This window comes from Streptomyces sp. NPDC085932, from assembly GCF_044540525.1.
Classification (GTDB): domain Bacteria; phylum Actinomycetota; class Actinomycetes; order Streptomycetales; family Streptomycetaceae; genus Streptomyces; species Streptomyces levis.
The window spans coordinates 335720-358072 of record NZ_JBITSJ010000002.1 but is presented as its reverse complement, the minus strand read 5'-3'; the positions used below and the strand labels follow the sequence as shown (position 1 = coordinate 358072).

21 protein-coding genes are annotated in these 22353 nt (G+C 74.8%); 14 read left to right on the top strand and 7 right to left on the bottom strand.

Annotated features, from left to right (window positions below; all coding sequences use genetic code 11):
* Positions 1-6: 6 nt before the first annotated feature.
* The 6 genes from ACIGAQ_RS10850 to ACIGAQ_RS10825 all read left to right on the top strand — a co-directional run bounded on the left by ACIGAQ_RS10850 (position 7) and on the right by ACIGAQ_RS10825 (position 7890).
* Positions 7-1614 (top strand): dynamin family protein, encoded by a 1608-nt coding sequence (locus tag ACIGAQ_RS10850; protein WP_399781329.1) that lies wholly within the window; start codon positions 7-9, stop codon positions 1612-1614.
* Positions 1615-1617: 3 nt separating this feature from the next.
* A complete protein-coding gene (locus ACIGAQ_RS10845) occupies positions 1618-3438 on the top strand; it encodes a GTP-binding protein (RefSeq protein WP_399781326.1) in 1821 nt (606 codons plus the stop codon).
* A gap of 285 nt (positions 3439-3723) precedes the next feature.
* On the top strand, positions 3724-4200 hold the full coding sequence (locus ACIGAQ_RS10840) for a single-stranded DNA-binding protein (protein WP_399781323.1): 477 nt from the start codon (positions 3724-3726) through the stop codon (positions 4198-4200).
* Between the two features lie 287 nt (positions 4201-4487).
* Positions 4488-5894 (top strand): Cys-Gln thioester bond-forming surface protein, encoded by a 1407-nt coding sequence (locus tag ACIGAQ_RS10835; protein ID WP_399781320.1) that lies wholly within the window; start codon positions 4488-4490, stop codon positions 5892-5894.
* A gap of 631 nt (positions 5895-6525) precedes the next feature.
* On the top strand, positions 6526-7485 hold the full coding sequence (locus ACIGAQ_RS10830; protein WP_399781317.1) for a D-2-hydroxyacid dehydrogenase family protein: 960 nt from the start codon (positions 6526-6528) through the stop codon (positions 7483-7485).
* Positions 7486-7605: 120 nt separating this feature from the next.
* A complete protein-coding gene (locus tag ACIGAQ_RS10825; protein WP_311686551.1) occupies positions 7606-7890 on the top strand; it encodes a chaplin in 285 nt (94 codons plus the stop codon).
* A gap of 85 nt (positions 7891-7975) precedes the next feature.
* Here ACIGAQ_RS10825 and ACIGAQ_RS10820 read toward each other — a convergent pair whose 3' ends face one another.
* The 7 genes from ACIGAQ_RS10820 to chpG form a co-directional block, all read right to left on the bottom strand.
* Positions 7976-8842, bottom strand: a complete 867-nt coding sequence (locus ACIGAQ_RS10820) for a tyrosinase family protein (protein WP_399781314.1) — start codon at positions 8840-8842, stop codon at positions 7976-7978.
* Positions 8826-9347 carry a tyrosinase cofactor gene (locus tag ACIGAQ_RS10815; RefSeq protein ID WP_399781311.1) on the bottom strand — a complete coding sequence of 174 codons (522 nt, stop codon included), beginning with the start codon at positions 9345-9347 and terminating at the stop codon, positions 8826-8828. Before ACIGAQ_RS10815 ends, ACIGAQ_RS10820 begins: the two co-directional genes overlap by 17 nt.
* 106 nt (positions 9348-9453) lie before the next feature.
* Positions 9454-9972, bottom strand: a complete 519-nt coding sequence (locus ACIGAQ_RS10810) for a hypothetical protein (RefSeq protein ID WP_399781308.1) — start codon at positions 9970-9972, stop codon at positions 9454-9456.
* A 125-nt stretch (positions 9973-10097) separates the two neighbouring features.
* The gene (locus ACIGAQ_RS10805; protein WP_399781305.1) at positions 10098-10703 is read right to left on the bottom strand and encodes a vitamin K epoxide reductase family protein; all 606 of its coding nucleotides are present in this window, start codon (positions 10701-10703) and stop codon (positions 10098-10100) included.
* A gap of 7 nt (positions 10704-10710) precedes the next feature.
* Complete coding sequence (locus ACIGAQ_RS10800) at positions 10711-10995, bottom strand: hypothetical protein (RefSeq protein ID WP_311686541.1); 285 nt, start codon at positions 10993-10995, stop codon at positions 10711-10713.
* A gap of 175 nt (positions 10996-11170) precedes the next feature.
* Entirely contained in the window at positions 11171-11794 is a 624-nt protein-coding gene (locus ACIGAQ_RS10795; RefSeq protein WP_311686539.1) for a hypothetical protein, read from the bottom strand.
* 256 nt (positions 11795-12050) lie between these two features.
* Positions 12051-12290: a chaplin ChpG gene (chpG, locus tag ACIGAQ_RS10790; protein ID WP_062926927.1), complete on the bottom strand. Its 240-nt coding sequence runs from the start codon at positions 12288-12290 to the stop codon at positions 12051-12053.
* A gap of 491 nt (positions 12291-12781) precedes the next feature.
* Here chpG and ACIGAQ_RS10785 point away from each other — a divergent pair, with 491 nt between their 5' ends.
* The 8 genes from ACIGAQ_RS10785 to ACIGAQ_RS10750 are packed head-to-tail and all read left to right on the top strand — an operon-like array spanning position 12782 to position 22331.
* Entirely contained in the window at positions 12782-13945 is a 1164-nt protein-coding gene (locus ACIGAQ_RS10785; protein WP_362274924.1) for a glycosyltransferase family 4 protein, read from the top strand.
* Positions 13942-15366, top strand: a complete 1425-nt coding sequence (locus ACIGAQ_RS10780; RefSeq protein ID WP_399781300.1) for an exopolysaccharide biosynthesis polyprenyl glycosylphosphotransferase — start codon at positions 13942-13944, stop codon at positions 15364-15366. The genes ACIGAQ_RS10785 and ACIGAQ_RS10780 overlap by 4 nt, the downstream gene beginning before the upstream one ends.
* A gap of 5 nt (positions 15367-15371) precedes the next feature.
* Positions 15372-16715 carry an O-antigen ligase family protein gene (locus ACIGAQ_RS10775; RefSeq protein WP_399781297.1) on the top strand — a complete coding sequence of 448 codons (1344 nt, stop codon included), beginning with the start codon at positions 15372-15374 and terminating at the stop codon, positions 16713-16715.
* Positions 16712-18688, top strand: coding sequence for a murein biosynthesis integral membrane protein MurJ (gene murJ, locus ACIGAQ_RS10770; protein WP_399781294.1), 1977 nt, complete (start codon positions 16712-16714; stop codon positions 18686-18688). Before ACIGAQ_RS10775 ends, murJ begins: the two co-directional genes overlap by 4 nt.
* Entirely contained in the window at positions 18672-19433 is a 762-nt protein-coding gene (locus tag ACIGAQ_RS10765; protein ID WP_362274936.1) for a polysaccharide deacetylase family protein, read from the top strand. Before murJ ends, ACIGAQ_RS10765 begins: the two co-directional genes overlap by 17 nt.
* On the top strand, positions 19430-20581 hold the full coding sequence (locus ACIGAQ_RS10760) for a glycosyltransferase (RefSeq protein ID WP_362274938.1): 1152 nt from the start codon (positions 19430-19432) through the stop codon (positions 20579-20581). The genes ACIGAQ_RS10765 and ACIGAQ_RS10760 overlap by 4 nt, the downstream gene beginning before the upstream one ends.
* Entirely contained in the window at positions 20578-21228 is a 651-nt protein-coding gene (locus ACIGAQ_RS10755) for a lipopolysaccharide biosynthesis protein (protein ID WP_362274941.1), read from the top strand. Before ACIGAQ_RS10760 ends, ACIGAQ_RS10755 begins: the two co-directional genes overlap by 4 nt.
* Positions 21225-22331 (top strand): GNAT family N-acetyltransferase, encoded by a 1107-nt coding sequence (locus ACIGAQ_RS10750; RefSeq protein WP_399781290.1) that lies wholly within the window; start codon positions 21225-21227, stop codon positions 22329-22331. Before ACIGAQ_RS10755 ends, ACIGAQ_RS10750 begins: the two co-directional genes overlap by 4 nt.
* Positions 22332-22353: the final 22 nt, after the last annotated feature.

The following is a 22353-nucleotide window of genomic DNA, read 5'->3' as shown; positions in this document are numbered from 1 at the left end:
TCACATGTGGTGACCTTGGACGTACGGCCTCAGCTGCTCGACGCACTCTCCGCCCTGCGCGACCGTGTCGCCGCCGCACGCTTCCCGCTGCCCCTGGCGGGGGCCCCACGCGCGCGTGCCAACCGCGACGAACTGCTCGCGCAGCTCGACGACTACTTGGTGCCCCGGCTGCGGGAGCCCGAAGCGCCGATTCTGGCCGTCGTCGGCGGCTCCACCGGCGCCGGGAAGTCCACCCTCGTGAACTCCCTCGTGGGGCGCCGCGTCAGCGAGGCGGGCGTGCTGCGGCCGACGACCCGGACCCCGGTGCTGGTCTGCCACCCGGAGGACCATCACTGGTTCAGCGGGATGCGGGTGCTGCCCGACCTCACCCGCGTCTGGGTGCCCCAGCAGGACGCCACGGACGACCTGCTGCTCCCGGGCGAGAACCCCGCCCGCGTGCTCCGCGTCGAGACCGCCGAGACCCTGCCCCCCGGCCTCGCCCTGCTCGACGCGCCCGACATCGACTCCCTGGTCGCCGACAACCGCGTCCTGGCCGCCGAACTCATCTGCGCCGCCGACATCTGGGTGATGGTCACCACGGCCGCCCGCTACGCCGACGCCGTCCCCTGGCACATGCTGCGCACCGCCAAGGAGTACGACGTCACCCTCGTGACCGTGCTCGACCGGGTGCCCCACCAGGTGGTCAACGAGGTGTCACGGCAGTACGGGGCCCTGCTCACCAAGGCGGGGCTCGGCGAGGTGCCGCGCTTCACCGTCCCCGAACTGCCCGAGTCCGCCTGGGGCGGCGGGCTGTTGCCGGCCACGGCCGTCGCGCACCTGCGCAACTGGCTCGTCCACCAGGCCCAGGACCCCGCGGCCCGGCAGCAGGTCCTCGCCCGTACGGCCTACGGCGTCCTCGACTCCCTGAAGTCCCGGATGCCCGAGCTGGCCGGTGCCGCAGCCGCCCAGTACGCCGCCGCGCTCCGTCTCACCTCGGCCGTCGAGGGGGCGTACGACAGCGAGCACGCGCGCGTGCGGGGCCGGTTGCAGTCGGGGGCCGTGCTCGCCGGGGACGCGCTCAAGCGGTGGCGGGCCTTCCCCCTGGACTGCACCGCAGCCGAACTCCTCGACGCGCTCGTCGAGAGCCTTAGCGCGCTGCTGCTGTGCGCCGTCACCGCCGCCGACGAGCGCGTCGACGACGCATGGCGGCGCGAACCGGCCTCGGCCGCTCCGGAACTCGCCCTGCGCGAACCCGCCGCGGACACCGCCGAGCACCGCATCGGGCTCGCCGTCCGGCGCTGGCGGCGCGAGCTGGAGGAGCACGCCGAGGAGGAGGTGCGCGAACTGGACCGCGCCCTCGCGCCCGACCCCGAACTGGTCGCCGCCCTGGTCGCCACCTCCCTGCTCGGCGGCCGCCGGGGCCGCATGGCCGGGGAAGGACTCGCCGAACGGATCGGCGCCCACGGCGCACTGCGGCTGCGCGACCGGGCCGGACGGCTGCTCACCGAGCATGTCGACCGGGTCCTGCACGCCGAACGCGAGCGCCGGCTCGCCCCCCTCGACGCCCTCGACGTCCACCCCGAGCCGCAGGCCGAACTCATCGCCGCGCTGTCCGTACTGCAGAAGGAGAGGTGACCGGTGACCGCCATCACTGACCAGGACTCCACCGAGCACGCCGATCAGCCGGACGACGGGGCGAACCGGGCACGCGCCGCCGCCCGGCCGTCCCCGGGCGCCTCGCGGGGCGAGCGCGCGGCCCGTGCGGACTCCCCGGAGCCCTGGGACGACGGGCTCATCGCCCGCCGGGTCACGGAGACCGCCGACGGAACCGCGCTGCCCGCGCGGGACAGCCGTCCCGCAGCCCCGGCCACGGTGCCCCCGCTGGTCTACGACGCCCCTCTGCGCAGCCGGCTCGAAGCCCTGCGCGAACTCGTGGGCCTGTCCCGCACCCGCCTGGACAGCCGCACCCTGTCCGAGGCCGGCCGGGTCCTCGACGAGGCGTCCGCCCGGCGCAGGCTCTCCGGGCAGCACACCGTCGTCGCCATCGCGGGCGCCACCGGCAGCGGCAAGTCCCAGCTGTTCAACGCGCTCGCCGGGGTGACCATCTCGGAGACCGGGGTACGCCGTCCCACCACCGCGGCGCCGATCGCGTGCAGTTGGAGCGACGGGGCCGCGAGCCTCATCGAACGGCTCGGCATCCCGCCTCGGCTGCGGCGCCGGCCGCTGCCCTCCGGGGACGGCGAGTCGCCGCTGCGCGGGCTCGTCCTGGTCGACCTGCCCGACCACGACTCCGCGGCCGTACAGCACCGCGAGCACGTCGACCGCATCCTGGCGCTGGTCGACGCGGTCATCTGGGTCGTCGACCCGGAGAAGTACGCCGACGCCCTCCTGCACGAGCGCTATCTGCGGCCGATGGCGGCGCACGCCGAGGTCATGTTCGTGGTCCTCAACCAGATCGACCGGCTGCCCGGGGAGGCGGCCGAGCAGGTCCTCGACGACCTGCGGCGGCTCCTCGACGAGGACGGCATCGCCCTGGGCGAGTACGGCGAGCCCGGTACGACGGTCCTCGCGCTCTCCGCGCTCACCGGCGACGGTGTCGGCGAACTGCGGGAGGCGCTCGGCCAGTTCGTCTCCGAGCGCGGCGCCCCGGCCCGGCGCGTCTCGGCCGACGTCGACATCGCCGCGGCCCGGCTGCGGCCCGTCTACGCCACCCGGCGGCGGACCGGGCTCAGCGAGCAGGCCCGGGAGGAGTTCGCCGACCGGCTCGCGGACGCGGTCGGGGCCACGGCGGCGGGCGAGGCGGCCGAGCGCGCCTGGCTGCGCAACGCCAACCGCGCCTGCGGTACGCCCTGGTTGCGGCTGTGGCGCTGGTACCAGGACCGGGGCGAGCCCGCCACCGGCCGGATCCCCGCCCGCGCCCAGGCCGACGAGGAGGCCACCGCACGGCAGCGGGTCGAGCAGGCGGTGCGCACCGTGGCCGACCGGGCCTCGGCCGGGCTGCCCGCGCCGTGGGCCCAGGCGGTGCGCGAGGCGGCCGCGCGCGGCGCGCAGGGGCTGCCCGAGGCGCTGGACGAGCTGTCCGTGCGCGCGGGGGTGCCGGCCGGGCGGCCGCCGCGGCCGGGGTGGTGGCCGGTGGCCGTGCTGTCCCAGGCGTCCATGACGATCCTGCAGTTCCTCGGCGGCCTGTGGCTGCTGGGCCAGATCATCGGGTTCATGGCGCCGAACCTGGGCGTGCCGGTGCTGTTGATGGTGATCGGCATCGTCGGCGGTCCGCTCATCGAGTGGAGCTGCCGGATGGCGGCCCGCGGCCCGGGCAGACGCTACGGCCTGGAAGCGGAACGCCGTCTGCGCGAGGCGGCGGCCGGGTGCGGCAGGGCACGGGTGCTGGATCCGGTGGCGGCGGAGCTGCTGCGGTACCGGGAGGTACGGGAGCAGTACGGGAGGGTGGTGGGGGCCTGAGGGTGGTGAGGGCCTAAGGGTGGTGAGGGCCTGAGGGTGGTGAGGGCCTGAGGGTGGCGGGGTCCGCAGGTCGTTGGGGGCGTGAGGGCCCGGCGGGCATGCCTGTCCGGCTTCCCGGCCGTTCGGCGTCACCCGTGCCGGTGACGGAGTTGTCCACAGGCCGAGGGTGGTCCACAGCGCTCAGCGGGCCCGGCCCGGCGGCGGCAGTCTGACGGACACAGCCGTACGGGGCGGGCCCGTACGCGTGTCGGTCCGGTGCCGAGCCGGGCGAGGGAGGGGTACGCGATGAACGAGACGATGGTGTGCGCGGTCGGCAGGGTGGCGACGCAGCCGGTGTACCGGGAGATGGCGTCCGGGCCGTCGGCGAGGTTCCGGCTGGCGGTCACCGCGCGCTACTGGGACCGCGAGAAGAACTCGTGGACGGACGGGCACACCAACTTCTTCACGGTGTGGGCCAATCGCCAGCTCGCCACGAACACGGCGGCGTCGCTGACGGTGGGTGAGCCGGTGATCGTGCAGGGCAGGCTCAAGGTGCGCACCGATGTGCGCGAAGGGCAGAGCTGGACCTCGGCGGACATCGACGCGATCGCGATCGGCCACGATCTGGCCTGGGGCACCTCCGCCTTCCGGCGCGGAGGCAAGCAGGAGACGCCGGCGTCGCCCGCCCAGCCGGAACCCAACTGGGAATCCCCACCGAGCGGTTCGGACGAGACCCGGCCGGGCGTCCCACAACGGACGGACGCGGCCGCCGTCTTGACGTGACGTCAATCACGCGCGAGCCCGGCACCTCCACCGCCCGAACTGCGGCTTTTCTGCGAGTGCGCCCCGAACGACCAGGGCGGAACTGTCGATAACCCCTGCTCACAAAGGGTTCCGGCGATAACGATTCCGAGTCGGAATACTCATCGGACCGTCTGACCGGCGGGCGGGCTCCGCCGCCTCCCTAGGATGCCGGAATGGCTCTTGAGGCTCCCGGGGCCAGAGAGGCTTCCGAAATCTGCAGGTGGGACCGTCCCCCCACGACACGGGTCCTGCTCGAAGGAGATGTGGTGTTTGCTTCGCTGTCGGCGGTGTTCACACGCAGGCGAGGGGCGGCCCGCGTCGCCGCCACGACGCTGGTGACCGGGCTCGTCGCGGCGGGCGCGCTGGCCGGTGCGGGCCGTGCGGCCGCCGACGGGACGACGCCGAGCCGGGGCGGAGCGACCGCGACGATAGCCGGGCTCAAGACGTACGGCACCGCCGTCATACAGGGCGCCACCGGTGAGCAGCAGGTGCCGGCGGGCCTGTTCGAGATGTCCGTCGAGGGCGGCGGCACGCTGCAGACGTACTGCGTCGACCTCCACAACCCCACCCAGCGGGACGCCAAGTACCACGAGACGCCCTGGAGCGGCACGTCCCTGGGCGTCAACAAGGACGCCGGCAAGATCCGCTGGATCCTGCAGAACTCCTACCCGCAGGTCAACGACCTCGCGGCGCTCGCCCGCAAGGCGGGGGTCCGCGGTGCGCTGACCGAGCAGGACGCGGCGGCCGGCACCCAGGTGGCGATCTGGCGCTACTCGGACGACGTGGCCGTCGACGCGCTCGACCCGCAGGCCGAGCAGCTCGCGGACTACCTGCACAAGAACGCCCGCGCGCTGCCCGAGCCGAAGGCCTCGCTGACCCTGGACCCGCCCGCGGTCTCCGGCCGTCCGGGCGAGCGGATCGGCCCGGTGACGGTGCGCACCAACGCGGGCGGCGCGACGCTCACTCCGCCCGCGGACGCGGCCACGACCGGGGTGCGCATCGTCGACGGGCGAGGCAAGGAGGTCACCTCCGCGTCCGACGGCGGGCAGGTGTTCTTCGAGGTGCCCGAGGACGCGGCGGCGGGTTCGGCGGAGCTGACCGTGCAGGCCTCGACGACCGTGCCGGTCGGCCGCGCCTTCGCCTCCGAGAGCCGCAGCCAGACGCAGATCCTGGCCGGCTCCAGCGAGTCGACGGTATCGGCGACGGCGGGGGCGACCTGGGCGAAGGAGGGTCCGATCCCGGCCCTGTCGGCGGCGAAGAACTGCGCCGAGGGCGGCGTCGACGTCATCGCGGCGAACAAGGGCGACGAGCCGTTCACGTTCGACCTGGTCGGTCTGGAGCACACGATCGCCCCGGGCGAGGCCAGGACGATCACCGTGCCCCTCCAGGAGGACCAGGCCTACGACTTCACCGTCCACGGCCCGGGCGGCCTCACCCAGCGCTTCACCGGCATGCTGGACTGCCAGATCCAGGGTGCCGAGCCGGACACCGGCACCCGGACCCTGACCGAACCGAGCCCGGCCGCGCTCGGCTCCGCCACGGACACCAATCTCGCCGAGACGGGCAGCTCGGGCGTGACGCCCCTGATCGGTGGCATCGCCATCGGCCTGGTAGCGATCGGCGGGGCGACCCTGATCGTGCTCCGGCGCAGGGGGACACCGGCCGGGGACTGACCCGAAGGGCTCGGCTTCCGGCCCTTGGCTCATGGCGAACCTGTTTCCGATGGCGGAGAGTGCACAGGACGGACCCGTGCCGCACAAGGCACCCCGAACTCGCTCCGATGGGCTCCGTCCTGGTCGGTTTCCACCAAGCGGTGCGGTGGACTGTCATCACGCCATTGCCGAGCCACACCTTCCCTGCGATCGCCTCCGCCCCCGTGCTTCGGGAACGTGCGTCCGGTCGCCAGGAGGGCCGCGTGTGCAGGGCCGCCCCGGACCGGCGCAGGCGCGGCAGGGGCCGGTCGAGGACACGGTGCGGCCTTCGGCGGCTTCATCCTGGCCCTGCTCATCGGCACGTTGAGTCGGGGTCGACTGACTCGTGTCGTTGTCGGTCCCGTGGTCGCGTCTGGTGGACCATCGCCAGATCCGCCGGCGGCGCAGCTCCACCAGCGCCTCCGCCAGGGCGCAGACAGCCGCTCGTCGCTCCTGCCGCTGACGATCACGACGGTCGAGCTCAGCACTCTTGGCGAGGGCGCGAGCCGCGCGCCGGGCCGGTGCCGGCCGGACATCGGGCGGAGGCTTTCCCGTGCTCCCTCGAAGGCGCGATCATGGAAGCCCTGACCACGGTTCATGAAAGGGGCATGCCGTGCGGCTGCGCTGTGCTGTGCTTGACGACTTCCAGAAGGTGGCGACCGAGGTCGCCGACTGGTCGCCCGTCGCCGACGACGTGGAGGTCGTCTCCTTCGACCGGCACTTCGACGGCGAGGACGCCCTGGCCGCCGCCCTGGCCGAGTTCGACATCGTCGTGACGCTGCGCGAGCGCGTGCCGTTCCCCGGCTCGCTGATCGCCCGGCTGCCCCGGCTGAAACTGCTCGTCGCCTCCGGCATGCGCAACTCCGTCATCGACTACGCGGCCGCCGAGGCGCACGGCGTCACGGTGTGCGGCACGGCCAGCTCCTCCACCCCTCCCGTCGAACTGACCTGGGCACTGCTGCTCGGCCTGGCCCGCGGCATCGTCGAGGAGAACAACGCCCTGCGCTCGGGCGGCCCCTGGCAGAGCACGGTCGGTGCCGACCTGCACGGCCGCCGTCTCGGGCTCCTCGGCCTGGGGAAGATCGGCAGCCGGGTCGCGCAGGTGGGTCTCGCCTTCGGCATGCGGGTCACTGCCTGGAGCCAGAACCTCACCCGGGAGCGGGCCGAGGAGGTGGGGGTGGAACTGGCCTCCTCGAAGGAGGAGCTGCTCGCCGGCAGCGACTTCGTCTCGGTGCACCTCGCGCTGAGCGACCGCACCCGCGGCCTGCTCGGTCCCGCGGAACTCGCCCTGCTCAAGCCGACCGCCTACCTGGTCAACACCTCCCGCGCGGCGATCGTCGACCAGGACGCCCTCCTCGACGCCCTGCGCGGCGGCCGGATCGCGGGTGCCGGCGTCGACGTGTTCGACGTCGAGCCCCTGCCCGGCGACCACCCCCTGCGCACGGCCCCGCGCCTGCTCGCCACCCCGCACCTCGGCTACGTCTCGCAGGCCAACTACGCCACGTACTACGGCCAGGCCGTGGAGGACATCCGGGCGTTCCTGGACGGCTCCCCGGTACGCCGGCTGCCCTGAGCTGCCTTCAGGACGGGTGATCCGGCCATGATCGCCGTGACCCGGCGTGAACGGGCGCGTTGAACGGGGAGCACGGCGGCTCCACCTGCCGCCTGCTCACCGAGTCAGAAGGAGAACGTGATGTCTCGCATCGCGAAGGCAGCCGGTGTCGCGCTGGGCACGGGGGCCGTGGTGGTCAGCGGGGCCGGTCTGGCCCTGGCCGACGCGGGCGCCCAGGCCAAGGCCGTCGGGTCGCCGGGCGTCCTGTCGGGCAACGTCCTGCAGGTCCCGGTCCACGTCCCGATCAACCTGTGCGGCAACACGGTCAACATCATCGGCCTGCTGAACCCCGCATTCGGCAACGAGTGCGAGAACAAGGACGACCACAAGGGCCACCACGGTGGCGGCTACGGGTACGGCAACTGAGCCGTACGCACCCCGTGCACAGCAGGAGAGCCCCGGCACGTCACGCGCCGGGGCTCTCCGCACGGCCCGGGACCTTCCGCGTGCGTCACGCGTAGCGGTAGATCCGCCCGTGGTCCTCCAGTTGTTCCGGCGTCACGTCCCACGGCGGCAGCTTCTCGTGCCGCGCCACGACCCGCCGGTACTGCGCGCTGCTCGGCCCGGGCGGCTTCGCCGGCAGGTAGCGGTGCTCGCGGTGGCGCCGTTGCCAGCGGGACCACACCAGGTCGATGAAGGCGTGGTGCATCCAGAACACCGGGTCGTTGACGGAGGCGCCGCCGACCATGGCGCCGCCGACCCAGCGGTGCACCCGGTTGTGGTTGTGCCAGGAGGCGCTGCCCCGCCCGGTGCCCCAGCCCTCCAGCTTGTTGCGGAAGCCCTTGCGGACCGTCGAGTCCCAGGGCGAGGCGTCGTAGAGCGGGTCCTTCAGGGCCCACTCCAGTTCGCTGCGGGTCGGCAGCTGGAGCGGATCGCGGGCGCGGCCGAGGTCGCGGGTGAGGAACTTCTCGTCGGTGACGCCCTCCTTGAGGGTCCAGTTGCCCTCCGCGTAGGCGAACGGCCCGGTCATCACCTGGCGGTCGGAGCGCCGTCCGTTGCCGCCGAGGAGGTCCGCGGTCCAGGGCGTGGCCGTGGCCGAACGGTCGCGCGTCCAGTCCCAGTACGGCACCGACACCGAGGAGTCGACCTTGCGCAGGGCCCGCTCCAGGTCCAGCAGGAACCGCCGGTGCCAGGGCAGGAAGGAGGGCGCCATGTGGGCGGTGCGCAGCCCGTCCTCGCCGTCGGCGGTGTAGTACTCGATGTGCGTGCGGACGAACTCGTCGTACTCGCCGCGCCGTTTCACCTCCAGCATCGCCTTCACGAACCGGCGCTTCTCGGTGGGCGTCAGCGTGCTGACGTTCTTACGCGTGTACACCATGAGGGCCCCCCTCCTGGTGCCGGTCGGGGCCGTGGCCGGGCAGGTCGCGCAGGTGCCGCCCGGGGCCGAGTTCGTCGACGGCCGCTCGGGTCGCGGCCAGGGGGGTGGGGTAGGAACGGTAGTGGTCGACCATGCTGAGCCAGCTGCCGTCGGCGCGGCGCATCAGGTGCAGCGGCCGTCCGTCCACGGTGACGTGCCACTCCACGTCCCCGACGGCGTGTTCCGGCGAGGGCACCGGCACGCCCCGGATACGGCGTCCCCGGTAGATCTCCTCGAACATGCCGTCCCCGGCGAGCACCTTCGTGTCGCTGCCCCCGAGGTCCCCGGACTTGCCCAGGTCCCCGGACTCCTCGGACCGGGAGATCACGACGACCGGGACGACCGCGGCGCCGAGGGCCGCGACCACGAGCCCGCGCATCAGGCCCCGCCGTGTGGGCCGCCCGTCACCCTCCGGCGCCGGCCCCGCCTGCGCGCCCACCGGTACTCCGCCGACTCCTACGACCATGCTGTGCTCCTTGATCCGCTCGGGCTGTCGTAGCGGTAACCGCCCGAAGGCCCCCGCGGTCACCGCCGCGGGGGCCACACGAGAACTCCCGGTACGGCCCGGTGCCCTACAGGCCGGGACCGACGCCCAGGTCCGCGGTCGGGACCGTCTGCACCAGCGGGGCCAGCACGCCCGCCTGCGGCAGCTTGGCCTGGGGCAGGCCGAAGCCGTCGGCGTTGGGCGAGGTGAGGGGGGCGTCGACGGACAGGCCCGGCGCCAGGGTGCGCAGGTCGGAGGCGGGGGCGTCGACGCCGACGTGGTCGAAGCCGGCGCCGAGGAGGTGCGGCAGGGGCGCCCGCAGGTCGGCGCCGGGCAGTCCGCCGTGCACGGGCAGCTGCGGGATCGCCCGCTCCGGGATGAGCCGGCCCTCGACGTAGCGCGGCCCGTCGGGCGAGCCGGGCACGGGCACGGGCAGTTCCCCGGTGGCTTCGGGCAGTTCCACGTTGAGGGCCTTCTCGGCGCCGCCCAGCGGCACGGGGACGGGGACCGTGCCGACCGCGGCGGCGGGGGTCGCGGTGGCGGCGCCGGCCGCGGCCGCCACACACGTGATCACTGCGGCGAGGGTTCCTCGGGTGGTCGACTTCATCAGGGGTACGGTCCCTTTCGCGTGTCGGGGCTCAGCGTGCGTACCGAGTAACGAGCCGGGGAACCGCACCAGCGCACAATTCCCCCGACTGCCGCAGTAATACGACGGACCGGCCGATGTGCCCGTCAGCCCGTCCAGAAGTCCCACCAGCGCGTGAGGACCAGCATGCCGACGACTCCGACGTGCAGCACCGGCAGCACCCAGGTGAACTCGTCGAGGAAGCGCCGCAGCGGGGCGGGCGCGGGCAGGAAGGCGTGCCGTACGGCGAACGACGTCACGTACCAGAACAGGGGGATGGTCGCGACCCATGCCAGGGCGCACCACAGGCACAGCGCGTTGATCCGGTACAGCGACTCGAACTGCAGCCAGGTCACGAACCCGACGCCGAACAGGCATCCGGCGTCGAAGGCCAGCCAGTACCAGCGGGGGAAGCGGGCCCCGGCCAGCAGGCTCACGCCGACGCAGACGACGACGCCGTAGGCGACCAGTCCCAGCATCGGGTTGGGGAACCCGAAGGCCTCGGCCTGGTCGCTCTCCATGACGCTGCCGCAGGACACCACCGGGTTCAGGCTGCATCCGGGGGTGAAGTCCGGGTCCTGCAGCAGCTTGACCTTGTCGAGGGTGATGATCCAGGACGCCAGCAGTCCGGCCGCCCCGGTGACGACGAGCAGCAGGGCGAACGCCCGGCCGGCGCCCGCCGTGCGCGCCGCCGCGTGGGCGGGTGGGGTCACGTCCGGGTCACTTCGGCAGGGGGAGCCCGCCCAGCAGGCCGCCGCCCTGGTTCAGCTCGGTCGTCGCCTGCTTGACGGTGCTGAGCACGGAGTCCTTGTTCTCGGTGTCGAGCGCGTTCGACTGGTGCTTGAGCGGCATCGGGTCGATGGGCTCGCGGGTGAGGGCGTTGACGGCGCCGTTGAGGCTGGTGGGGGTGACGTGTGCGGGGTCGTAGTCGGCGTGCGCGGGTGCGGCACCTGCGACGACGGCGAGGGAACCGGCAACGACGGCGGCGGCCTTCAGGGACTTCATCGTGGTCCTTTCCTGGGCGACTCGGGTCACCGTGTAGGGGGAATTTCCGACGCCGTGCCTAACGAGGCCCGTACGGAGCGGAAACCCCGTCGCCAGAACCTCATATGAGTCGCTGAAACAGAAAGTCGTGCCGGTCCGCGGGGACCGGCACGACCTCGGAGGGTGCGGCGGGACTTCAGGGGGCCTTCGGCAGGGAGGGCAGACCGGCCAGGTCGGGGGCGGGCAGTTCGCTGCCGACCAGGGTCGCGGCGACGGTGTTGACGAGGCCCGTGACGACCGCGTTGACGGCCGGGGTGACCTGGGTGCTCTCGCCGGAGGTGACGGCCTTGAGCAGACCGCCGGTGGCCTTCTCCAGGGCCTGCAGCGCCTCGGCCACGAGCCCTTCGGGCACCTCGGCCCGGTCCTCGACCGGCGCGGGCAGGGTGCTGGCCTGCGGCAGGGGGCTGCTCGGGGTGGTGGTGCCGGGCGCGGTCGCGGCGGGGGTGGCGGTCGCCTGGTCGATGGCGTCCTGCACCGAGGTGCTCAGCTTGGCCGCCTCGGACGGCGGCAGTTGCCCGCCGTCCGCCTTGAGCACGGCGGTCAGCAGGTCGGCGACCGGGGTGAGCACGCCACCTAGGTCGCCCAGGCCCTGGACCTGGCCGAGCAGTGCGTCCGCGTCGGGGACCGGAGCCCGGGACGCCGTGTGGGCGCGCTCCGGGACGGAGGCGCTGTCGGCGGCCATGGCCGCGGGCCCGGTGACCCCGAGCAGCAGCGTGGCGCAGAGCGCGGAGGTCGCGATTCGCCGTGCGGGCAGACGCATGGGGGTTCCTTTCGGTGTGCGTCGGATCTTGTGCCCACCGTGCGAGCGGTGGCAACGCTCCGCAACCGAGCGAACGCACCAGGTCAGCCCCTTGCCCGCGGGCCCGCGACGTCCCCCCTGGTGAGGCGGCGTGCGCGCGACCGCCCACCGGACGGCGCGCCCGCCCCCGTTCGGGGCAACCCGCCGCGTGACACGAACCGGCCGCCCTCCCGCATGGTCCTGCGGGAAGGCGGCCGGTCGGGGTTCCGGAACGACGTCAGTCGTTCTCGCACTCGTTGCCGAACGCCGGGTTCAGCAGGCCGATGATGTCGACCGTGTTGCCGCAGACGTTGACCGGGATGTGCAGCGGAACCTGGACGACGTTGCCGGACAGCACACCCGGGGAGTGGGCGGCGGCGGCCTGCGCGCCGGCGTCGGCGGCGGCGATGCCGGTGCTGCCCGCGACAGCGGCAGCGGCAGCGGAGGTCAGGACCAGGCCCTTCGCGATACGCGACATGGAGAGGTGCTCCTTGGGGGTTGACACAAACATCCGGGCGGATGCCCGGCGCTGTGTCAACGCGTGGCGTGCGCGCGAGTTGTGCCGCCAAAGGAGTGATCTCACCGCGGCGGCCCTCTTCACGCTTCCGACACACACGCCCGGTTTCTCCGCAATGGTATGGGTGGCGACTACAGTTGCGGACCTCTCAACGCACCCCGACAGCAAGCACATCGCACCGATGACGGCCCCCTGACACGTCTCACGAAAGGCCCCGCCGGCCCCCGCCGGCCCCCTGCCGACCGCAGACGTCTCGCTCGTCCTTTCGATCGGCCACCCGGGGAGACCACGTTCCGCAAACCCCTGCGGTGCGGTGGTGACCAGGTGGCCGTCCGGCTCGTTGCCCAGCGGGACGCGGCGTGCGCCGGCGCGGCTTTCGGCGCTGTCGGCACCCGGCAGCGAGGCGCGTTCCCGCCGTCCCGAGCGCCGTCCGTGAGCGAGGAAAACCGCGCATGCACCTGCCCCCGACCGACCCCGAGCCACGGGTCCTGCACGTCACCCAGCCGGTGGACGGCGGTGTCGCCCGCGTCGTGACGGACCTGGCCCGGGCGCAGCTCGCCGCGGGCCTGCGCGTCACCGTCGCCTGCCCCGACAGCCCCCTCGCGGCCCGGCTGACGGCGCTCGGCGCGGACGTGCGGCCCTGGGCCGCCGGCCGCTCCCCCGGGCCGTCGCTCCGCGGCGAGGTACGGCGGCTCGCCGGGATCGTCGCGGACGTCCGGCCCGACCTGGTGCACGCGCACAGCGCGAAGGCCGGGCTGGCCGGGCGGCTCGCCGTACGGGGGCGGATCCCGACGGTGTTCCAGCCGCACGCCTGGTCGTTCGAGGCGGTCGGCGGGACCACCGCCGCCCTCGCACGCGGCTGGGAGCGGTGGGGAGCGCGCTGGGCCGGGCGGGTGGTGTGCGTGAGCGAGGCCGAGCGGCGTCTGGGCGAGGCGGCCGGGGTCCGCGGGCGGTGGAGCGTGGTGCCCAACGGCATCGACGTCGAGCGCTTCCGGCCGGCAGCCGCCGGCACCGTACGGGCCGGGCTGCTGCCGGACGTCGGGCCGCGGGTGCCACTGGTGGTCTGCGTGGGGCGGCTGTGCCGGCAGAAGGGGCAGGACGTCCTGCTGACGGCGTGGGAGTCGGTGCTGCGCCGGGTGCCCGAGGCGCGGCTGGTCCTGGTCGGCGACGGTCCCGACCAGGGCCGGCTGCGGGCCCTGGCACCCCCGTCGGTGCGGTTCGCCGGGGACGTGGACGACGTCGTGCCCTGGTACCAGGCGGCGGACCTGGTCGTCCTGCCCTCACGCTGGGAGGGCATGGCCCTGGCTCCGCTGGAGGCCATGGCGTGCGGGCGGCCGGTGGTGGTGACGGACGTGGGCGGGGCCCGGGAGAGCCTGCCGCCCGGCCTCGCACCGCACTGTCTGGTGCCCGCCGTGGCCCCGGCCGCCCTGGCCGCGGCCGTCGCCGGGCTGCTGCCGGACGCGCCGCTGCGCGCGTCGCTGGGCGACCGGGGCCGCCGGCACGTCCTGACCACGCACGACGTGCGCCGCACGGCTCAGGCCGTCGCGGACGTCTACCGCGCGCTGCTGGACGGGCGCGCCGTGTCCACCGAGCACAGGGAGTCAGTCCACTCGTGACCGCGGAAAGCACCGTCCCCCCTCCCGCCGGCCAGCCCCGGGACCTCGGACTCACGCCCCTGACGCTGCTGCCGCCGCGCGGTACCCCGGCGGGTTTCCGCCCGGCCGCCGGCCGGCCCGCGGCCCGGCCCGTGTCACCGCTGCCGTTGCTCGCCGCGGACGGCACCGCCGCGGTGCTGGGCGCGCTGGCGCTCACCGGCACCCAGCGCCATCCGCTGCTGCTGGCCGTGCTGGTGGCCGTCTCGCTGCTGCTGCGCCCGCGCCGGCAGGCGCGCGTTCCGACCCTGCTGGACGAACTGCCCGCCGTGAGCGCCCGGATCGCCGTGGCCTGGCTGGCGCTCGGGGCGTTCACGGCGGCCCACGCCCCGCAGCACGTGCTCTCCGCGCGGACGCTGCTCACCGGTTTCCTGCTGCAGACCGCGGTGAGCTGCGCCGGGCGCGGCGCGGTGCACGCCCACCGGCGCGCGGAGCTGCTGCGCCGGCCGCGGGCCGCGCTCGTCGTCGGGCCCGCCGCCACCGCACAGCGGGTGGCGGCGGCCGTGCTGCGCCATCCCCGCTACGGGGTACGGCCGGTGGGGGTCGTCGCCGACGCGCCGGACGGCGCCGAGGGGCTGCCCGTGCTGACCACGGGCGAGGAGGTCCAGCGCGCGCTGATCCAGAACGGGGTGCGCGAGGTGCTGGCCGTGCACCCCTCGGTGCGGGCCGGGCAGGGGCCGTTGCTGCGGGCGCTGGCCGTCTCGGGCTGCACCGTGTGGGAGATCGACCCGGACGTGCCGTCGTACCGGTCACGGGACCGGCTCGCCGGGTTCTCCTGCCGTCGCCTCGACCTCGGGGCGGGGCCGCGGGGCGGCGCCGGCAAGCGGGCCCTGGACGTCGTCGTGTCCGGGGCGCTGCTGCTGCTGGTCAGCCCGCTGCTGCTGGTGTGCGCGGTGGTGCTGCGGGTGAGCGGCGGGCCGGGCGTGGTGTTCCGGCAGGAACGGATCGGCAAGGGCGGGCGGCCCTTCACGCTGCTGAAGTTCCGCACCCACCGCCCGGCCGACGAGCACGAGTCGGCGACCCGCTGGAGCGTCGCGGACGAGCGCCGGATGCCGTGGTTCTGCCGCTTTCTGCGCCGGACCTCGCTGGACGAGCTGCTGCAGCTGTGGAACGTGCTGCGCGGCGACATGAGCCTGGTCGGGCCGCGGCCCGAACGTCCCTACTTCGTCGCCCAGTTCGGCCAGACCTATCCGGGCTACGCGGCGCGGCACCGGGTGCGCACCGGCATCACGGGCCTGTCGCAGGTGCACGGGCTGCGCGGCGACACCTCGATCGAGGACCGGGCGCGGTACGACAACGCGTACATCGACGACTGGTCGCTGTGGCAGGACGTGTGCCTGCTGCTGCGTACGGCGGCCGCGCTCGTGCGTCCGACGGGGAGCTGAACGGGATGACCCGGGTCGGGGCGCACGCGCCCGTTCTTCCGCTGCTGGCCGTCGTCGTCCTGCTCGCACTGCCGCTGGGGCCGGGCGGCGAGGGCGGCGCGGGGCCGGCCGACGCGGTCTCCGCGCTGGTGGTGCTGTACTGCGCGGTCCGGCTGGTACGCGACCGGCGGCGGCCGCTGTCCCGTACGGCGGCGGTCGTGCTGGGACTTCCGGTGCTCGGGGTCGCGGTCGCGGCGATGGGGGCGGTGTCGCCGGGCGAGGGGCTCACCGGCCTCGGGCGGTACGTCCAGGTCTTCGTGCTGGTCCCGGCGGCCGTGCTGCTGCTGGTGCGGGACCGGGCCGACTTCCGGCTGCTGGCCTGGTCGTTCGTGGGGCTGGCGGTGTGGCAGGGCGCGGTCGGGGTGCACCAGTACGCGACCGGGACCGGTGCGTCGTACCAGGGGCGGCCGGTGCGGGCGGTCGGCACGTTCGGGGCGCAGGACGTGATGGGCATGGCGACGGTCGTCTCGCTCGGGCTGGTGTGCGCGGTGGGTCTCGCGCTCGGCGCCGGGCCGGTGCGGCAGCGGATCATCGGTCTGGCCTGCGCGCTGGTGCTGCTGCCACCGCTCGCGCTGTCCTTCAGCCGCGGGGCGTGGATCGCGACGGCGGTGACGGTCACGGCGCAGCTGCTGCTGTCCGGGCTGCGGCGGGCGCTGGCGGCCGGGGCGGTGGTGGCCGCGGTGAGCGTGATCGTGGTGGGCGGCTTCGGGTTCGGTACGGCGATGCTGCAGGAGCGGATCAGCAGCATCACGCGGGTCGCGGACGCGCCCGACCAGTCGGTGACCGACCGGTACACCATGTGGGCGGCGGCGACCGGGATGTGGGGCGAGCATCCGGTGACCGGCGTGGGGCTGAAGGGCTTTCCGGAACACCGGGACTCACACGCCTCCCTGGCGCTGTCGGCGGGCAGCGACACGGAGGGCGCGGGCGCGGCCTTCCGCAAGCAGCCGCTGCTGTCCCCGCACAACATGTACCTGCTCATCCTGTCCGAGCAGGGGCTGCTGGGGCTGCTGGCCCTGGCGGGCAGCTGGCTGGCGCTCCTGCTGTGCGCGGTGCGCGCCCTGTGGCGCACCCGGCGGTCCGGCGCCCCCGGCCTCGACTGCGGCCTGGTCGCCTGCGGCCTGCTGGTCTGGCAGCTGACGGACTTCGCCTACGCCGACATCGGCGGCCCCTCCACGGTCCTGACGGCGATGTGCTTCGGCCTGGCGGCGTGGTGGGGCCTGACCACCGCGAACACCCGGCCGCGGCCCGACGCGACCGGCACCGGCTCCGACCCCCGGGCCCTGGCGAAAGGGGCTCCGGCGCGATGACGGTGACACCTGAACAGACCGGCACGGGCGAGGGAACGACGGTCCCGGCGGCAGAAACAGCGACGGTTCCGGCGGCAGCGCCGGCAGCGGAGGACGCGGTTCCGGCGGGAGAGGCGGCAGCGAGAGCCACGGCTGCGACGGAAGAGGCGGCAGCGAAAGGCACAGTTCCGACGGGAGAGACGGCAGCGGCAACCACTGTTCCGGCAGCACCGGGTGCGAACCGTTCCGGAACGCCCGGTACCCGCTCCGCCCCGGGCGGGTCCGCGCCCGCCGACGCGCCCGTCACCCGTGGGTTCCTCGCCCGGGCCGCGCTCGTCACCGCCGTGTGCTCGGCCGCCGGGGCGTTGCTCGGGCTGGTCCGGGACCTGTCGCTGGCGCGGATGTTCGGGGCCGGGAGTGAGACGGACGCCTTCCTCGTGGCGTGGACCGTGCCGGAGTTCGCCGCCACGCTGCTCATCGAGGACGGTCTGGCCATCGCGCTGATCCCGGCGTTCAGCGTGGCCCTGGCCCGGCGGGCGCAGGGCGCCGGCGGGGACCCGGTCCGTTCGCTGGTCGCCGGTACCCTGCCCCGGCTGTCCCTGGCCTTCGCCGCGGTCGCCGCGCTCCTGGCCGTCTGCGCCCCGCAGCTCGTGCGCGTCCTGGCCCCGGGCCTGCCCGACCCCGCGCTCGCCGTGGACTGCACCCGGCTCACCGCGACCTGCGTGCTGACCTTCGGGCTGGCCGGCTACTGCAGCGCGGCCCTGCGCGCGCACCGCCGGTTCCTCGCCCCGGCGGCCATCTACGTCGCCTACAACACCGGCATCATCACGGCCGTGCTCGTGCTGGGCGGGCGGTGGGGCGTGCGCGCGGCGGCGGTCGGGGTGGCCGCGGGCGGCTGTCTGATGGTTCTCGTCCAACTGCCCGTGATGTGGCGCGAGCTGCGGCGCGGCCGGGACGCCGGGCCGGACGGCGGTGCTGTCGGCCGTGCGGACGGCGGTGCTGTCGGCCGTGCGGACGGCGGTGCTGTCGGCCGTGCGGACGGCGGTGCTGTCGGCCGTGCGGACGGCGGTGGCCGGCCCATGGGTCTCGCCCTGCTCGCCGCCGTCCTGCTGTTCGCGCTGTGCCGCCAGTCCCAGGTGCTGATCGAGCGGTTCCTCGGCTCCACCCTGCCCGCCGGCGCCATCTCGCACCTCAACTACGCGCAGAAGGTCGCCCAGATCCCCATGACCCTGTCGCTGATGCTGTGCACGGTCACCTTCCCGGTCGTCGCCCGCGCCCTGGCCGACGGCGACACCGAGCGGGCCCGCGCCCGGGTGGAGCGGGACCTGGCGCTGGCCGCCTGCCTGGTCCTTGCGGGCGGTGCGGTGGTCGTGGCCTGCGCTCCTCAATTGGTCGAACTGCTCTTCCAGCGGGGCGCGTTCACCGCCGAGGACACGACCGCGACGGTCCGGGTGATGCGCGTGTACGCCCTCGGACTGCTCGCGCAGACCCTGGTCGGCGCCCTGATCCGCTCGTACTTCTCGGCCGGCCGGGTCACCTGGTACCCGCTCGGTGCGATGGCCGCGGGCCTGGTCGTCACCGCCGGTGCCGGCGCCTGGGCGGTGGACCCCTGGGGCGTCATCGGCATCGCCGCGGCGAACGCCGCCGGCATCACCGTGACGGCCGCGCTGCTGCTCGCCGGCATGGGCCCCCGCTCCGTCCCGGTCCGCACCCGCCGCGTCCTGGCGGGGCTGGGCCGCCCGCTGGCCGCGGCGGCCGCCGCCACCGCCGCGGGCGCCTGGGTGACGAGCCGCCTCGGCTCCCCCGCCTCCTCCGGCCCCACCGACCTCGCGGGCTCCACCGGCTCGCCCCTGTTCGCACTCGCCGCCGGCGCCCTCACCGTCGCCGTCGTCTTCCTCACGCTCGGCCGGGCCCTGGGCGACCAGGGCTGCCGCACCGCGCTGACATCCCTCCGTTCCGTCTCACGAAGGCTCCCTCATGGCCGCTCCCGTTGACTCCCCGGACACCGGCACCCGCACCAGACCCGGCCCGGTCCTGTTCGTGGCGATGTACCACTCCGTCGGCGACCCCACCGACGACCCGTACCGCATCACGGTCACACCCGAGCGGCTGGACCAGCAGCTCGGGCGGCTGCGGCGGCGCGGGCTGCGCGGGGTGTCCATGGCCGACCTGCTCGCCGCCCGGGCCCGGGGCGAGGGCCGGGGCCTGTACGGGCTCACCTTCGACGACGGCTACGCCGACTTCGTCACCGAGGCCCTGCCCGTGCTGCGCCGCCACGGCTGCGGCGCCACCCTGTTCGTGCTCCCGGGCCGGCTCGGTGGGGAGAACGCCTGGGATCCGCTGGGCCCGCGCAAACCGCTGCTGACCGCCGACGGGGTCCGGCAGGCGGCGGCCGAGGGCGTCGAGATCGGCTCGCACGGCCTCACCCACGTCGACCTGACCCGGGCGGACGACGTCACCCTCAGGTCGGAGACCGAGGGCAGCAGGACCGTGCTCGCGGAACTCACCGGAGCGCCGCCGGCCGGCTTCTGCTACCCCTACGGCACGGTCGACGCGCGGGCCGTCGACGCCGTACGGGACGCGGGCTACACCTACGCCTGCGCGATCGACCCGGGCCCGCTCGGCGGCCCGCACGCGCTGCCCCGGGTGCACATCGGGCAGAACGACACGCCCCTGCGGCTGTTCCTGAAGCACCGGCTGCACCGGTTGCGCCGCCGACCCGTCGAGGAGCCGCGGTGAGGGCCCTGCACATCATCACCGGCCTCGGCGTGGGCGGTGCCGAGCAGCAACTGCGGCTGCTGCTGCGGCACCTGCCCGTCGACTGCGACGTGGTGACGCTGACCAACCCGGGCGCGGTGGCGGCCGGCCTGCGCGCCGACGGGGTGCGCGTCCACCACCTCGGCATGGCCGGCAACCGTGACCTGGGCGCACTGCCCCGTCTGGTCCGGCTGATCCGCGCGGGCGGCTACCAACTGGTGCACACCCACCTCTACCGCGCCTGCCTGTACGGCCGGATCGCCGCGCGGCTGGCCGGGGTGCGGGCGGTGGTCGCCACCGAGCACTCCCTCGGCGACTCGCAGATGGAGGGCCGTCCGCTCAACGCGGGGGTCCGCGCGCTGTACCTGGCGGGCGAGCGCCTGGGCCGCACCACGGTCGCCGTCTCCCCCACGGTCGCCACGCGGCTGGAGCGCTGGGGCGTGCCCGGGCCGCGCATCGAGGTGGTGCCCAACGGCATCGACCTGGCCCGCTTCCGCTTCGACGCGGCCCGCCGCGAGGAGACCCGCCGCCTGCTCGGCCTGCCGGACGACGCGTTCGTCATCGGCGCCGTCGGCCGGCTCGCTCCCGGCAAGCGCTTCGGCGTCCTGATCCGAGCCCTGGCCCAGCTCCCGGACGACCACCGGCTGCTGCTGGTCGGGGGCGGCCCGGAGGAGGACGTGCTGCGCCGCACGGCCCGGGCCGCGGGGGTCGCCGACCGTGTGCTGTTCACCGGGGAACGCTCCTGTGTCCCCGACGGCTCACCCGGTCCCGACCTGCCGTCGCTGGCCTCGGCGATGGACGTCCTCGCCTCGCCGTCCCCGGAGGAGGCCTTCGGCCTGGCGATCGTGGAGGCGCTCGCCTCCGGCCTGCCGGTCCTGTACGCCTCCTGCCCCGCGCTCCAGGACCTGCCCCCGTCGGCGGCGCCCACCGCGCGGCGCGTGACCGGTGGCCCCGAGGCGTTCGCCCGCGCCCTGACGGACGTACGGCGGCAGGGCCCCGGGCAGCGCACGGTGCCCGAGGCCGCCCGCCACTACTGCATCACCCGCAGCGCCGCCCGGCTGTTGGACGTGTACGCCGCCGCGGTCGCCCGTCCCCTGTCCCCCTCCCTCCAGGAAGCCCGCACCTCATGACCGACACCCCCGCACGGCAGCACCGCCCGGTCACCGCCCTCACCCGGTCCCTGCCCCCCTGGTCGCTGCTCGCGGCCGGGGCCGTGGCAGGCGGACTGCTCGGCGGCACGTACGGCCTGGTCAGGACCCCGCAGTACACGGCGACCAGTTACGTCGTCGCCGTACCGACCCAGAAGTCCGACACCGCCACCGCCCTCGGCTTCGCCCAGGCCTACGGCCGGGTCGCCCCGCAGCTCGCGGTGCTCGGGGACGCGCAGGTGTGGGCGGGGGTGCCCGTGTCGACGCTGCGCGAGAGCGTGCGCACCGCGACCTCGCCGGACGCGCCGATGGTGTCGGTCACGGCGACGTCCTCGCGCCCGGACCTCGCCGCCGACATGGCCGACGCGGTGGCGCGGGCGCTGACCCGGCACGCCGCCGACACCGAGAAGTCCACCCGCGTCGAGCTCCAGCAGTTCGCCCGCGCGGTGGAGCCGTCCGAGCCGTCCTCGGCCTCCGCCGGGGTGACGGGGCTGGTCGGCGCGAGCGCGGGCGGGCTGCTGGGCGGGCTGGCGGTGCTGGTCCGGCCGCGGCGGGCCGCCGAACCCGTCGGGCGGCAGGCCGCCGTGCCCGGTCCGGCCGTCGCCGCCGACGCGCACGGGCAGCTGTGACGTACACGGCGGAACTGGTCACCGAGGAGCGGGACTTCGCCGCCCTGGCCGCCGACTGGGACCGGCTGCACCGGCGGTACGCCCACGCCACCCCGTTCCAGAGCCACGCCTGGCTGCACTCGTGGTGGCGCTCGTACGGCGGGCGCGGCCGGCTGCGGCTGGTGCTGGTGCGCGACGGCCGCACCGGTGACCTCGTGGGAGCGGCCCCGCTCATGCTCGTACGGCGTCCCCTTCCGGCGCTGGTGCCGCTCGGCGGGGCGATCTCCGACTACGGGGACGTGCTGCTGGACGACGAGCACGGCGAGGAGGCGCTGGCCGCCCTCACCGGCGCCCTGTCGGCGGCCGCCCGCACCGCGCTGATCGACCTGCGCGAGGTCCGGCCGGGCGGAGCGGCCGAACGGGTCTACGAGCGCTGGCCCGGTCCGCGCGGCCGGGTGGACGACTCGGTCTGCCTGGAACTGCCGGCCGTCCCCATGGGCGAGCTGATCGCCCGGCTGCCGTCCAAGACCCAGCAGCGGCTGCGCGCCAAGCTGCGCCGGCTGGACGCGCTCGGCATCCAGCGGCGGGTCGTCACCCCGGGCGAGGTGGAGACGGCGCTGCTGCGGCTGCTGGAGCTGCACCGGCTGCAGTGGCAGGGGCGGAAGGTGACCTCGGAGCATCTGCGGCCGCGGTTCCGTGAGCACCTGGTGCGCTCGGTCGGGCCGATGGTGCGCGGCGGGGACGCGGTGGTCACCGAGTTCCGGCTGGAAGAGGAGGTGGTGGCCGTGGACCTGACGCTGCTCTCGCCGCGCCTCGCGGGCGGTTATCTGTACGGCGCCCACCCGAGGTTGCGCGAGCACAAGGCGGACGTGGCGGCGATGCTCCTGGACTCCACCGCCACCCACACCAAGGACGCCGCCCTCGGCACGCTGAGTCTGCTGCGCGGCAACGAGCCCTACAAGCATCACTGGCGCCCGCTGACGGTGGTGAACCAGCGGCTGCTGCTGGCCCGGCGGCGCACGGCACCGCTGCTGGCGGCGGCGCTGTGCGACGCGGCGGCACGCCGCCGGGGCAAGGACCTGGTGCACCGCGTGCGGGAGCGCGACCGTGGCGGCCGGCCCTGACCGGGCCCGCCGCCGGCCGCGC

What these genes read in the sequence shown, in the direction of transcription:
- ACIGAQ_RS10765 (WP_362274936.1), top strand. Translation starts at nt 18,672, where the DNA reads ATGGCCGCTCCCGTTGACTCCCCGGACACCGGCACCCGCACCAGACCC.
- ACIGAQ_RS10755 (WP_362274941.1), top strand. Translation starts at nt 20,578, where the DNA reads ATGACCGACACCCCCGCACGGCAGCACCGCCCGGTCACCGCCCTCACC.
- ACIGAQ_RS10800 (WP_311686541.1), bottom strand. Translation starts at nt 10,995, where the DNA reads ATGAAGTCCCTGAAGGCCGCCGCCGTCGTTGCCGGTTCCCTCGCCGTC.
- ACIGAQ_RS10825 (WP_311686551.1), top strand. Translation starts at nt 7,606, where the DNA reads ATGTCTCGCATCGCGAAGGCAGCCGGTGTCGCGCTGGGCACGGGGGCC.
- ACIGAQ_RS10810 (WP_399781308.1), bottom strand. Translation starts at nt 9,972, where the DNA reads ATGAAGTCGACCACCCGAGGAACCCTCGCCGCAGTGATCACGTGTGTG.
- chpG (WP_062926927.1), bottom strand. Translation starts at nt 12,290, where the DNA reads ATGTCGCGTATCGCGAAGGGCCTGGTCCTGACCTCCGCTGCCGCTGCC.
- ACIGAQ_RS10820 (WP_399781314.1), bottom strand. Translation starts at nt 8,842, where the DNA reads ATGGTGTACACGCGTAAGAACGTCAGCACGCTGACGCCCACCGAGAAG.
- ACIGAQ_RS10775 (WP_399781297.1), top strand. Translation starts at nt 15,372, where the DNA reads ATGACCCGGGTCGGGGCGCACGCGCCCGTTCTTCCGCTGCTGGCCGTC.
- murJ (WP_399781294.1), top strand. Translation starts at nt 16,712, where the DNA reads ATGACGGTGACACCTGAACAGACCGGCACGGGCGAGGGAACGACGGTC.
- ACIGAQ_RS10795 (WP_311686539.1), bottom strand. Translation starts at nt 11,794, where the DNA reads ATGCGTCTGCCCGCACGGCGAATCGCGACCTCCGCGCTCTGCGCCACG.
- ACIGAQ_RS10785 (WP_362274924.1), top strand. Translation starts at nt 12,782, where the DNA reads ATGCACCTGCCCCCGACCGACCCCGAGCCACGGGTCCTGCACGTCACC.
- ACIGAQ_RS10840 (WP_399781323.1), top strand. Translation starts at nt 3,724, where the DNA reads ATGAACGAGACGATGGTGTGCGCGGTCGGCAGGGTGGCGACGCAGCCG.
- ACIGAQ_RS10815 (WP_399781311.1), bottom strand. Translation starts at nt 9,347, where the DNA reads ATGGTCGTAGGAGTCGGCGGAGTACCGGTGGGCGCGCAGGCGGGGCCG.